The sequence below is a fragment of the Gordonia aichiensis genome (assembly GCF_039946255.1).
Taxonomy (GTDB): Bacteria; Actinomycetota; Actinomycetes; order Mycobacteriales; family Mycobacteriaceae; genus Gordonia; species Gordonia aichiensis_A.
In genome coordinates, this window is sequence record NZ_JBCDWL010000005.1 from 96,435 (window position 1) to 109,036 (window position 12,602).

The following is a 12,602-nucleotide window of genomic DNA, read 5'->3' on the forward strand; positions in this document are numbered from 1 at the left end:
CTACCCTCGACTCCGTGACCGACGACACGCTGACCCCCCAGACGATCCGTCTCACCGACTACGCCCACGGCGGCGGTTGCGCCTGCAAGATCCCGGCCGGGGAACTGGAGGACGCCGTCGCCGGGCTCATCGGCCCCGCCTCCCCCGACGTTCTCGTCGGACTGGAAGACGGCGACGACGCCGCCGCCGTCCGCGTCGCCGACGGTCTGGCCGTGCTCTCGACCGCGGACTTCTTCACGCCCGTGGTCGACTCCGCCTACGACTGGGGTGCCATCGCCGCAGCGAACGCGTTGTCGGACGTCTATGCGATGGGCGGGCGCCCGGTGGTGGCGATCAACCTGGTCGGCTGGCCGCGCGGCGTGCTCCCGATGGAGCTGATGACCGAGGTCCTGCGCGGCGGACTCGACGTCGGCGCCCGCGCCGGCTGTCCGGTGATCGGCGGTCACACCATCGACGACCCCGAACCCAAGTACGGGATGGCCGTCACCGGTGTCGCCGACCCGGATCGCCTGCTGCGCAACGACGCGGCGGCGGCGGGACTGCCGATCACGCTCACCAAACCGATCGGCGTCGGGCTGCTGAACAACCGGCACAAGCGGACCGGCGAGGTGTTCGAGCAGGCCATCGCCTCGATGACGACCCTCAACCGCGACGCCGCGGACGCCGCCCTCACCGCGGGGGCGCGCGCGGCCACCGACGTGACCGGGTTCGGTCTGCTCGGTCACCTGTACAAGATGTGCCGCGCGTCCGGCGTCGGCGCCGTCGTCGACGCCTCGGCCGTCCCGGTGCTCGACGGTGTTCGCGAGGCGCTGCGCGACGGCTTCGTCTCCGGTGGCACGCATCGCAATCTCGACTGGGTGCGCCCCCATCTGGAGGTCGGGCCGGGGGTCACCGACGACGATCTGCTGCTGTTGGCCGACGCCCAGACCTCCGGTGGTCTGCTGGTGGTCGGCGAAGTGCCCGGCTACCCGGTGATCGGTCACACGGTGGTCGGCGGCACGCGCCTCACGATCCGGTGATGGAGTCGCCGGTGATGCCGGCCGCGCGCCGCGCCGCCAGTCGACGCTTCTGCGGTTCGATGGTGTAACGCGGATCGTGCGCGGACTCGATGCCCGCGTGGAACACGCCGAATCGGGTGCACGCAGACGCCGCGACCAGCGCCGCCCCGGACAGCGCCGCCAGCGCCCGCCGCCACCGGCCCGGGCGCCCGCCCGCCACCAGCGCGCCGACGCCGCCCGCGACGGCGAGGGCCTCGGCGGTCCGCATCAGCGTCCCGGGGGTCCCCTCGTGCAGCGGCTCGGCCGCCACCGGGTCCATCCGGCGTTCCATCAACCGGGTGGCGACGACGTCGCCGACGACACCGAGCACCGCCAGATCACGGGCCGGACCGGCCTGTCCCGCCGGCGTCGTGATGAGCGCGGCACCCCCGGCGGCCAGGCTCGCCGAGCTGACGAAGACGAACGGCAGGTCGCGGTGCATGGCATTCCAGGTGGGCATCGCCGTGTCGCCGAGGAGCACGGCGGTGTAGGCGGCCAGCGGCGCACCGAGCAGACCCGCACCGAGGCCCGCCGGCGACTCCAGGGCCCGCAGGATCGGCCGCAGCGAGCCCAGCGGCAGCCGGTCGCCGAGCAGCCGGTCGACTTCGCCCGCGGCGGCGACCCCGATCAGCCCGCTGTATCCCATCAGGATCCAGGACCCGACGCTCATCGGCGAGGTCACCTTGAACGTCCGCATCATGTGCAGGAATCGTTCGGGCCGACCGAGGTCGGCCACCAGTGCCAAGGCACCGGCGCCTGCGGCGGCGAGCCCGGTCAGCCTCGTGCTGCGCCGCAGCGCCGGGTGGCCGGTCAGTTGGGCGCCTGCCGCCAGCAGACCCGAGCCGCCCGCCACTCCGCCGAGCACCAGATAGACGGCCACCGGCGTCTCCCACGGCGGCGCCTTCACCACCGGATGTCCGTAGTAGCCGCGCGAGTCGAGGTGCTCGATCTGCGCGTCCGGCACCATGATGTCGTCGGCGCGGCGGCCCTTGCGACGACCGCCCCTCCCCCGACCTCGGCGTTCGGGACGCGGCGGGCGGAACTGACCGAAGTCCGAACTGGTCACCGGCGCCCTCCTCGACGGCCGGCCAGCGATCTCACGAACGACACCGCCGTCGCGGCGGCCATCGCCGCGACGGCCACCCCCGCGCGCCGATACATGCTCGGCAGATCGGCGGTGCAGACCCGCGGGTCGGGCGGCAGACCGTACACCTCGGGTTCGTCGAGCAGCAGGAACACCGAGCCGGTGCCGCCGACGCCGTCGTCCGGATTGGCACCGTACAGGCGGGCCTCGGTCATCCCCTCGGCGTGCAGCTGGGTCACTCGCTCGTGCGCCTTGGCGACCATGTCGTCGCGGGTGCCGAACGAGATCGACTCGGTCGGGCAGGTCTGCGCGCAGGCCGGCGTCTGGTCGTCGCGCAGTCGGTCGTAGCAGAGAGTGCACTTCTGGGCGAGACCGTGATTGGGGACCTCCGGCTGCTCCCCCTTGCGCTCACCCACGCGAGTGGTGGGCGCGACGGTGCCGTCGCCGCGCCGCTCCACCACCCCGAACGGGCACCCGGCGACGCAGGTGCCGCACCCGTTGCAGATGTCGGCCTGGACCACGACGGTCCCGAACTCGGTGCGCATCATCGCGCCGGTCGGACACACGTCCAGGCAGCCTGCGTGCGTGCAGTGCTTGCACACGTCCGAGGACATCAGCCACCGGAACTCCGGGGTGTCGGGCGGAGTGAGCTCCTGCCGGGCCTGATCCGACGGCGCCGGCTCGGTCGCGGCACCCGCACCGGGCATCGACGGCATGCCCAGCGAGACGAGCTCGGCGCCGGATCTGCGGGCCTGCTCGATCCGGTCGGCGTCCTGCTCGATGAACGCGACGTGCCGCCAGGTGCTGGCGCCGAGGGAGACCGAGTTGTCGTACGACATCCCGGTGAACTCCAGGTCGCCGTCGCGCGGGTTGCGGTTCCACTCCTTGCACGCCACCTCGCAGGCCTTGCAGCCGATGCACACGGAAGTGTCGGTGAAGAAGCCGCGCCGCTCCTCGTGGAGGTGCCAGTGCGCGTCGGCGCTCGGATCGCTGGGACCGCTGAACTGACCCATCACTTCTCCTCTCGCCGGGTGATCCGGGTGGTGTCGGTGTCGACGGTGACCCCGGCGCGACGCCGATAGTCGCGGACCAGTTCGTCGGCGGCGGCGCCCCGCGGCCGTCGCCCGGCGATCAACGCGCACGAGCCGACCTTCGACTCCTGAATGAAGACGTTGGGGTCCATCGTGACACCGACCAGGTCGTTGGCGGCGTCGCCGGAGACGACCGCGTCGCTGCCCGCACCCCAGTGATACGGCAGGCCGACCTGATGGACGGTGCGGCCGTTGATCTGCAGGGGCCGCATCCGATCGGTCACCAGCACCCTGGTCTCGATGACCGCGCGCGGCGAGATGATGGTCGCCCACCCCTCGTTCGCCAGACCGCACTCGGCGGCCAGTTCCGGGGACACCTCGCAGAACATCTCCGGCTGGAGCTCGGCCAGGTACGGCGACCAGCGGCTCATGCCGCCCGCGGTGTGATGCTCGGTGAGCCGGTACGTGGTGAAGACGTACGGGTAGACGTCGTCGCCGGGATCTCCGGCGCTCGGCGCATCGAGATTGTCCTCGCGCGGCAGCATGACTCGCGCCGGTGCCTGCTGCTGGGAGTACAGCGCGTTCGCGACCGGCGACTCCTGCGACTCGTAGTGGGTGGGCAGCGGACCGTCGACGAGCCCGTCAGGTGCGAAGAGCCAACCCTTGCCGTCGGCCTGCATGATGAACGCGTCATCGCCGCCGATCGCGTCGGCACCGACCGCGCCCGGCTCGGGCACTGCGCCCGGTGCTCGATCGATCGGGAAGTCGGGCACGTCCGAGCCGGTCCAGCGACCGGCCTCGGCGTCCCACCACACGTACTTCTTGCGTTCGCTCCACGGCTTGCCCTGCGGATCGGCAGAGGCCCGGTTGTACAGGATCCGGCGGTCCGACGGCCACACCCAGCCCCATTCGGCCTGGGTGACGCCGCCCCCGCCGTGCGGGATGCGGCGGGCGGCCTGGTTGACACCGCCCGCGTAGACGCCGGTGTAGATCCAGCAGCCGGCGATGGTCGAACCGTCGGACCGCAGTTGGGTGTACGAGTCGAGCGGCTGTCCGGCCTGCGGCCCGCTCACATAGCGGCCGTTGATCTCGGCGAGGACCGCCTCGGGGTCGACGTCGCCGTCCGCATCCAACGGATACTCCCAGGTCAGGTCCTGCAAGGGCCGGTCGCGGGGGTCGTCGGAGTCGGCCACGCGCTGCCGGATCCGCTGCCCGAGGTCGTAGTAGAAGTCCAGTTCGCTCTGCGCCTGACCGGGCGGCGCCACCGCCTGGTGGCGCCACTGCAGCATGCGCTGGGTCTGGGTGAACGAGCCGGCCTTCTCCACGTGCGTGGCGGCGGGCAGGAAGAAGACCTCGGTCGCGATGTCGGTGGTGACGAGTTCACCCGAGTCGATCTCCGGTCCCTCCTTCCACCAGGTGGCGGTCTCGATCATGTTCAGGTCGCGGACGACCAGCCACTTCAGCTTCGACATCGCCATGCGCTGCTGGCGGCTGTTGGCCGAGCCGACCGCCGGGTTCTGGCCGACGACGAAGTAGCCGTCGACATTGCCTTCGAGCATCTCCACGGTGGTCTGGTAGGTGCCCGCCGGTCCGGTCAGGCGCGGCAGATAGTCGTAGCACCAGTCGTTCTCGGCGGTCGCGACGTCGCCCCACCAGGCCTTGAGCAGGCTGACGGTGTAGTCCTCCGCGTACTGCCAGAAGCCCTTGCCCGACGCCGGGCGCACCCGGTCGAGATACTGCGCGAAGGTGTCCTCCTTGCCAGCCGAGGGCATCGGCAGGTAGCCGGGCAGCAGGTCGAACAGGGTCGGGATGTCGGTGGAGCCCTGGATGCTGGCGTGGCCGCGCAACGCCATGATGCCGCCGCCCGGCCGCCCCACGTTGCCGAGCAGCAGCTGCAGGATCGCGGCCGTCCGGATCACCTGGGCGCCCATCGTGTGCTGCGTCCAGCCGGTGGCGTAGCCGAAGCAGCCGGTCCGTTCGGGTCCGGAGTTGTCGGTCAGCGCGGCCGCGAGGTACGCGAAGTCGGCGGCGTCGATGCCGCACATCTGCTCCACCATCTCCGGCGTGTACCGCGCGTAGTGGCGCTTGAGGATCTGGAACACCGTCCGCGGGTCCTGCAGGGTCTCGTCGGTCCCGCCGTCGTATCGCCAGGTGCGCCGATCGTACGTCCCGGTGTCCTCGTCGAACCCGGAGAACAGGCCGTCGAGGTCGTCGGTGTCCTGGAAGTCGGCGGCGACGAGGGTGGCGGCGTTGGTGTACGCGACCACGTACTCGCGGAAGTACTTCTCAGTGGTGAGCACATGGTTGATCAGCCCGCCGAGCAGCACGATGTCCGAGCCGGCCCGGATGGCGATGTGCTTGTCGGCCACCGCGGAGGTACGCGTGAACCGCGGATCCACATGGATGACGCGGGCACCGCGGGACTTCGCCTCAGCGACCCATTGGAAGCCGACGGGATGGGCTTCGGCCATGTTGCCGCCCATGAGCACGATGCAGTCGGCGTTGGCCATGTCCTGCAAGAACTGGGTGGCGCCGCCGCGTCCGAACGAGGCTCCCAGACCGGGAACCGTGGCGGAGTGTCATATCCGGGCCTGGTTCTCGATCTGGATCGCCCCCGCCGCGGTGAAGAGCTTCTTGATCAGGTAGTTCTCTTCGTTGTCGAGGGTCGCGCCGCCCAGATGGGCGATGCCCATCGTCCGGCGCAGGGGGCGGCCGTGGTCGTCGACGTCCTGCCAGTGGGCCCGTCGCGCCTGCACGAAGCGGTCCGCGATCATGTCGATCGCGGTGTCTCGGTCGAGGTCCTGCCACTCGGTCGCGTACGGCGCACGGTAACGGACGGTGGTCTGACGCAGCGGATTGTTGACCAGCTGCTCGCTGGAGGCGCCCTTGGGGCACAGCCGCCCGCGCGAGATCGGCGAGTCCGGGTCGCCTTCGATCTGGGTGACACGCCCGTCTGCCACGAACACCTTCTGTCCGCAGCCGACCGCGCAGAACGGGCACACCGACGACACGACGCGATCGGCCGTCGTCGTCCGCGCCGTCATCGCCTTGGTCTGCGCCGATTCCACCGCCGGGCCGCGACCGAGTCGGTCGCCGGTGCGCAGCTGACGCACCACGGGCCACTCGAGCGGACTGAACCGGGACATGGCTCCCACCCTATCCCCGATGCCGCGCGCTCCGCGCCGATTAGGCTCCGGTCGGCCGTATCCGCGTACTTCGGCGACGTCCGCGGGCGCCCGACACGAGCGGATGTCGTCGAAGCACGCGGATGCGTCACCTGCCTCGGGCGCCGGCGAATCGCCCGCGCCCGAGCGGACTTCGTCGTACAGTCCGAGGTGGACTCACCAACGGACGCACGCGGCTCGCCCCGCGTCGATCGGGAGGTACAGCAGATCCCATGCCCGTCTATCAGTTCCACTGCGCCGACTGCGGCTGTTTCGAGGCCGCGTACCCGATGTCCGACGTCCCCGACGCGGCAGCGTGCGCGTGCGGCGTCGCCGCCCGCCGGCGGATGAGTTCGCCGGCTCTCGCCCGCCGCGGCGCCGCGATGGCCGCGCTCGACGCCACCGCGTCGACCGCGCACGCACCGGCCGTCGTCGACCGGATTCCGCCCGGTCGCAGGCGACCTGCGCCGGTCTCGACCGATCCGCGTCACGCCCGACTTCCCCGCCCCTGACGGCCGGGTCCGGCCGACCAGGACGTCTTCCAGCGAAAGGAACCGCCCGATGCCCGAGGTCGTCTTTCCCCTCGACTCCACGAAGAAGTTCACCGACCAGGAGATCCTCGGTCACAACCGGTGGCACTACGCGATTCCGCCTGCCGTGCAAGTCAAGCCCGGCGACACGTTCCGTGTTCACTGCCGGGAATGGTTCGACGGTGCGATCGTCAACGACGACTCCGCCGAGGACATCCTGAACGCCCCGCTCAAGACCGTGCACACCCTGTCCGGCCCGTTCGGCGTCGAGGGTGCGCAGCCCGGCGACCTGCTGATCGTCGACATCGTCGACGTCGGCCCGCTGCCGCAGGAGGACTCCGGACCGTTGGCCGGGCAGGGCTGGGGATACACGGGCATCTTCGCCAAGCAGAACGGCGGCAGCTTCCTCACCGATCAGTTCCCCGACGCTTACAAGGCCGTGTGGGACTTCCACGGACACACCGCGACCTCCCGCCACATCCCGCACGTGAGCTTCACCGGGATGATCCATCCGGGGCTGATGGGGACCGCGCCGTCGAAGGAACTGCTCGGCAAGTGGAACGCCCGCGAGGCGGCGCTCATCGCCACCGATCCGGACCGAGTGCCGCCGCTGGCGCTGCCGCCCGAGCCCGAGCACGCGATCCTCGGATCGCTGACCGGGGAGGCCTTCGCCGCCGCAGCCGCCGAAGCCGCGCGCACCGCGCCGCCGCGCGAGAACGGCGGCAATCAGGACATCAAGAACCTCACCCGCGGAACCCGCGTGTTCTATCCGGTGTTCGTCGACGGCGCCAACCTGTCGGTGGGCGATCTCCACTTCAGCCAGGGCGACGGCGAGATCACCTTCTGCGGCGGCATCGAGATGGGCGGCTTCATCGACCTGCACGTCGACCTGATCAAGGGCGGCATGGAGACCTACGGAGTCACCGAGAACGCGATCTTCCTCCCCGGTGGCGACGTCGGCCCACGCTACGAGCAGTTCGTCGCCTTCTCCGGAACGTCGGTGACCCTGGACGGCGAGCAGCGATACCTGGATTCGCAGCTCGCCTACCAGCGCGCCTGCCTGCACGCCATCGAGTACCTGTCAAAGTTCGGGTACAGCCCCGAGCAGGCATACCTGCTGCTCGGCGCCGCGCCTGTGGAGGGACGGTTCTCCGGCGTCGTCGACATCCCGAACTCGTGCGCCACCGTCTACATTCCGACGTCGATCTTCGACTTCGACGTCACCCCTGGAAAGGGCGGGCCGGTACAGATCGATCCGGGCATCGGGGCGCCGCACGCCGCGCCGTAAGGAGCGGTCAGGCCGCGGTCGTGTCCCCGGCCCGGTGCGGGACCCCGGTCGCCCGGGGTCCCGACCTCGGTAGTCTCGATCCATGAGCTTCACCGGTTTCCCCGAGGCCGCGCTCGACTTCTACGACGACCTCGAGATCGACAACAGCAAGGTGTTCTGGGAAGCGCACCGCGACGTCTACCGGGATTCGGTGGCCGCCCCGATGGCAGCGCTCACCGACGAGTTGGCCGAGGAGTTCGGCGACGCCAAAGTCTTCCGGCCGTACCGCGATGTGCGCTTCGCCAAAGACAAGACGCCATACAAGACCCATCAGGGTGCGTTCGTCGCCATGGGACCGGCGACGGGCTACTACGTGGAGGTCGCTGCACCGGGCGTCAAAGTCGCGGCCGGCTTCTATCACGCGGATGCGGAGGCTCTCGCGCTGATCCGTCGGGCGATCGACGACGATCTGCACGGCAGCGAGTTGGAACGCATCGTGGCGACGCTGGTCCGCAAGGGTTGGGAGGTCGGTGGCGACCGTGTGAAGACCGCACCTCGCGGCTGGAGCACCGACCACCCGCGAATCGACCTGCTCCGGCATCGGTCTCTCACGGTCAGCCGAGACTACGGCTTCGACGAGATCATTCACACCCCCGAGTTGGCCGACCAGATCCGTCGGCATTGGCGTGAGGCGCGTCCTCTCGTCGATTGGGTCGTCCGCCGCACGGCGTGACGACGGAACGGGCTCAGACCGAACGCGTCGGCTCGGGTGCGACCGGATAGTGGCTGCGCACCGCGAGGCGGTTCCAGGTGTTCATGACGATCGCGATCCAACTGACGGCCGACACCTGTTCCGCGTTCAGTGCGCCGGTGTCCCAGCGCTGCTGGTCGGGCACCGGCAGCCCGGTGACGTCTTCTGCAAGGGCCAGTGCGGCACGTTCGGCGTCGGTGAAGTACTGAGACTCCCACCACGCGGCGATCACTGCGAGCCGGTCGGCACTCTCCCCCTTCGACATCGCCTCGCGCGAATGCATGCGCAGGCAGAACGCGCACCCGTTGAGCTGAGAGACCCGGATCTTGACCAGGTCCACCAACAGCGGATCGAGACCGGCTCCGGCGGCTGCCGCCTCTGCGGAGTTGTTGAGCTCGATCACCTGCTGGTACATGCTGGGATGCTGCTTGCTCAGGTTGACGACGTCCATCGGCCGATCCTTTCGACAGAGGTTGCACGCGTCTCGTGTACTTCTCACTCCCAGCCTACGACCGGGGTACGACCTCTCCCACTGATCGGACGCTTCCGGCTGCCTCAAGCCGTCGCGGCATCGACAATGGATCCGAAGTCACCTGTTCACGCAGTGCCGCGTACGGCGCTGAGAAGGGAAGCACACCGATGGAGTTGAAGGGCAAGATCGTCGTCGTAACCGGAGGTGCCGCTGGGATCGGCGGTGCCATCTCGCGAGTTCTCGCTCGGCGCGGAGCCAAGGTCGTCGCGGTCGACATCGACGCTGACGCCGGCGCCGCGCTGGAAGCCGAGTTCGGTGGCGATGTCGTCTTCATCCGCGGCGACGTGGGGCTGCAGGAGACCGCCGACCTCGCGATCGCCACCGCCGTCGAGCGCTTCGGCGGACTGACCGGCGTGGTCAACAACGCGCACGCATCCCGGCAGGCACCGTTCCTCGACATCACACAGGACATGTGGGATCTGTCGTTCTCGACCGGATTCATCGCCACCCGCAACTTCATGCTCGCCGCCCACCCCCATCTGAAGGATGCGGGCGGGTCGATCGTGAACTTCGGTTCCGGTGCCGCCCTCGTGGGTCAGCCGACGCAGGGATCGTATGCGGCGGCGAAGGAGGCCATCCGCGGCCTGTCGCGGGTGGTCGCGAACGAGTGGGCTCGCGACGACATCCGCGTCAACATCGTGTGTCCGATGGCGATGACCGCGGGAGTCGAGGCGTGGAGCAAGTCCGCACCGGAACTCTACGAGTCGTCGCTGAAGAAGGTCCCGCTCGGTCGATTCGGCGACCCCGAGACGGATGTCGCACCCATCGTGGCGTTCCTCATCTCCGATGACTCCAAATACATGACGGGTCAGACCCTCATGGCCGACGGCGGCGCGAACAAGCTGTACTGAGGTCGCGGGGAGCTCCCGATTACGGCCGATTCACCGTTCCCCGCGCAGCCCAGGCTGTCGCGGTAACGGTGAACGGTCCTTCGCCGAACAGGTCTCGGGCAGCGGAGCGAACGCGGTCGCGGTCCGCTGCGTCCAACCGGGCGCAATACGCACCGGCGGGGCCGATACCGAAGGTGTAAGGCTCCCACCACTCTTCAAAGCTCGGATGGAGGACGCCGACGGTCACGTCGATCTCCTCGATATCGTCCAGTCCCGCCTGGGCGAAGAGTGTGGACAGGGATCCTCGATGGGCGCCCGGCGCGAACGCCGGATCGACGGCGTCGGCGTCGAGCTGGCGCACCGCCTCCCAGAACGGCGCGACTGCACCCGATTCTGCATCCCAGATGCACGCGGCGACTCGTCCACCGGAGCGAGTCACACGGGCCATCGACTTGATGCCCGCCACGGGGTCGGGCATGAAGTGGACGACGAGTTGAGCCAGCGCCGCATCGAACTCGCCGGTGGCGAAGGGCATCGCTTCGGCGGTGCCCTCACGAACATCGACGTCTGCGAATCGCCTGCGAAGCGCGGCCGCGAAGGGCGGTGACGGGTCGATTGCGGCGACCTCGGCGCCGATTGTGAGCAAGTGAGCGGTCAGCGCTCCCGGCCCGCTGCCGACATCGACCACGCGGTCCCCCGCATGTATTCCGGCAAATGCCGCGAAGGGGCCGGAGAGGGGTTCGGAGTATCGCCCCATGAAGCGCGAATAGGCATCCGCCGAGGCTGCGAAGCTCATCTACGAATGATATTGCGTTCTACGCGGCAGCGGTAGGTGCGGCGGTCATCGTGCGGCGGGCGTTGGAGCGGATCGGTTCCCGCGAAACCACCGGACGCGACGTGTCGGCCGGTGGCCGGAACCAGGGATGCCGGTCGTGGCCGATGAACACCTCCCACCCCGTGTGATGGACGACGGTGTGGTGCATCCGGCACAGGAGCACACAGTTGTCGACCGACGTCTCACCACCATCCGACCAGGGCACGCAGTGATGCGCATCGGTCCACGACACCGGCCGCCCGCACCCGGGGAACGCACACCCCCGATCACGCGCCTCGAGCGCCTTACGCAAAGCCACCGTCACCAGACGGTGCTCGCGGCCCACATCCAACGGCGCCGACTCCCCATCGAGCACCACCCGCCGCATCGCCGCCTCACACACCACCAACCCCACCGTGGCCGGCGAGACCGGCCCGGCGAACCCGAGAGAAGCCACCGACGACGCGCCCGCAGACGGACTCGGCGCGGGCCCAGCGGCCTGGGTTCGGGCGGTCTCGGTGCGGGTGGTCTCGGTGTGGGTGGGGACGATCAGCGTCACGTGCGGCAACACCCCGCCCGAGGCGGTCGGTCGGTCACGGCCGGTCAGGTAGCCGCGCACGATCTGCCCGAACGCCTCAGCCCGCCGCTGAGTCACCGTCCGCGGATCCCGCGACCCATCCGGCAGCGGCACCGGCCGACACAGCGGATCGAGTGCCTGGTGCAACTCCTCCCCAGACAGGGCATCCAGGTCGAGCGTCGCGGTGGTGCGGCCATCAGCGCCGGTGGTCAAGGTCATCTCGTTCAGGTCGGGCCGCTCGGCCACCGGCACCACCTCCGGATCGGTGGGATCGGAGGCGGGCGCCCATTCGAGGGCCAACTCGCGGGCGCGAGTATCGACGTCAGCCGGCGTCACCTGCACCGCCAACCGGCGCGCCAAATCCTGCCGAGACTGGTCGTCGAGCGGGACCCGCCTGCTCACGAACGCGACCCCACGCCCGACCGCATCACCATGCTCAAGCGAAACACCACCGGTGCGCGCCTGCCGCGACACCTCGGGAAGGGAGGCCGCGGCCGCGCCGACCCGAGCCAATCGGTAGGCGACGGCCGGTGGGTGCCCGAGTTCGCGCAGCAGATCGCTCGCGCGTTTGACGCGTTTGCGGGCCGGGATCCCGGCCCGCTCAGCCGCCTCGGTCGCGGTAGCGAGCGTCGTGGTGCACAGGTTGAGCAGCCTGGTCACCTCGACCAACACCGCCAGAATCAGCCGATCATCGGCGCCCGTCGGCGACGGGGACGCGAACACGCGGGCCAATTCCCCACCCGGCGATGCGGTTCCCGGCGGATCGAGTGCATCGCTGAGCAAGTCAGCGAGTTCGGTGACAGCATCAACCACGGTCCTGGTCATCGTCATGGTCATGACTCCCCCTCTCCACAACCCGGTCACCAACAGTTTCGGGATCGCCGAACACTGTTGGTGACGGTCGTGATTCCGGTCTTGAACTCCCCGCAGAAGACTGTGCCGGTCACCGACCGCCGTCCTGCGAGGCGAAATACGGTTGAACGAC

11 protein-coding genes are annotated in these 12,602 nt (G+C 69.5%); 5 read left to right on the plus strand and 6 right to left on the minus strand.

Annotated elements, in window-relative coordinates; all coding sequences use genetic code 11:
* Positions 1–14 precede the first annotated feature (14 nt).
* The gene (selD, locus tag AAFO60_RS08005) at positions 15–1,019 is read left to right on the plus strand and encodes a selenide, water dikinase SelD (protein ID WP_347955644.1); all 1,005 of its coding nucleotides are present in this window, start codon (positions 15–17) and stop codon (positions 1,017–1,019) included.
* Here the strand turns inward: selD and nrfD are convergent.
* Genes nrfD through fdnG form a run of 3 tightly spaced genes read right to left on the minus strand, consistent with a single transcriptional unit; the run spans position 1,006 to position 6,298 of the window.
* A complete protein-coding gene (gene nrfD, locus AAFO60_RS08010) occupies positions 1,006–2,103 on the minus strand; it encodes an NrfD/PsrC family molybdoenzyme membrane anchor subunit (protein ID WP_347955645.1) in 1,098 nt (365 codons plus the stop codon). The two genes, selD and nrfD, sit on opposite strands and share 14 nt — an antisense overlap.
* Positions 2,100–3,134 (minus strand): 4Fe-4S dicluster domain-containing protein, encoded by a 1,035-nt coding sequence (locus AAFO60_RS08015; RefSeq protein WP_347955646.1) that lies wholly within the window; start codon positions 3,132–3,134, stop codon positions 2,100–2,102. Before AAFO60_RS08015 ends, nrfD begins: the two co-directional genes overlap by 4 nt.
* A complete protein-coding gene (gene fdnG / locus AAFO60_RS08020) occupies positions 3,134–6,298 on the minus strand; it encodes a formate dehydrogenase-N subunit alpha (RefSeq protein ID WP_347955647.1) in 3,165 nt (1,054 codons plus the stop codon). The genes AAFO60_RS08015 and fdnG overlap by 1 nt, the downstream gene beginning before the upstream one ends.
* A 251-nt stretch (positions 6,299–6,549) precedes the next feature.
* Here fdnG and AAFO60_RS08025 point away from each other — a divergent pair, with 251 nt between their 5' ends.
* The 3 genes from AAFO60_RS08025 (at position 6,550) to AAFO60_RS08035 (ending at position 8,846) form a co-directional block, all read left to right on the plus strand.
* The gene (locus AAFO60_RS08025) at positions 6,550–6,828 is read left to right on the plus strand and encodes an FmdB family zinc ribbon protein (RefSeq protein WP_347955648.1); all 279 of its coding nucleotides are present in this window, start codon (positions 6,550–6,552) and stop codon (positions 6,826–6,828) included.
* A 49-nt stretch (positions 6,829–6,877) separates the two neighbouring features.
* Positions 6,878–8,134, plus strand: a complete 1,257-nt coding sequence (fmdA, locus tag AAFO60_RS08030; RefSeq protein WP_347955649.1) for a formamidase — start codon at positions 6,878–6,880, stop codon at positions 8,132–8,134.
* Between the two features lie 82 nt (positions 8,135–8,216).
* The gene (locus tag AAFO60_RS08035; RefSeq protein WP_347955650.1) at positions 8,217–8,846 is read left to right on the plus strand and encodes a DUF2461 domain-containing protein; all 630 of its coding nucleotides are present in this window, start codon (positions 8,217–8,219) and stop codon (positions 8,844–8,846) included.
* A gap of 13 nt (positions 8,847–8,859) precedes the next feature.
* Here the strand turns inward: AAFO60_RS08035 and AAFO60_RS08040 are convergent, their stop codons facing one another.
* Positions 8,860–9,315, minus strand: a complete 456-nt coding sequence (locus AAFO60_RS08040) for a carboxymuconolactone decarboxylase family protein (RefSeq protein WP_347955651.1) — start codon at positions 9,313–9,315, stop codon at positions 8,860–8,862.
* 188 nt (positions 9,316–9,503) lie between these two features.
* Between AAFO60_RS08040 and AAFO60_RS08045 the strand changes: the two genes are divergently transcribed.
* Positions 9,504–10,247, plus strand: coding sequence for an SDR family NAD(P)-dependent oxidoreductase (locus AAFO60_RS08045; protein WP_347955652.1), 744 nt, complete (start codon positions 9,504–9,506; stop codon positions 10,245–10,247).
* Positions 10,248–10,266: 19 nt separating this feature from the next.
* On the opposite strand, the gene AAFO60_RS08050 is transcribed toward AAFO60_RS08045, so the two are convergent.
* A complete protein-coding gene (locus AAFO60_RS08050; protein ID WP_347955653.1) occupies positions 10,267–11,022 on the minus strand; it encodes a class I SAM-dependent methyltransferase in 756 nt (251 codons plus the stop codon).
* 19 nt (positions 11,023–11,041) lie between these two features.
* On the minus strand, positions 11,042–12,454 hold the full coding sequence (locus AAFO60_RS08055) for an HNH endonuclease signature motif containing protein (protein WP_347955654.1): 1,413 nt from the start codon (positions 12,452–12,454) through the stop codon (positions 11,042–11,044).
* Between the last annotated feature and the right edge of the window lie 148 nt (positions 12,455–12,602).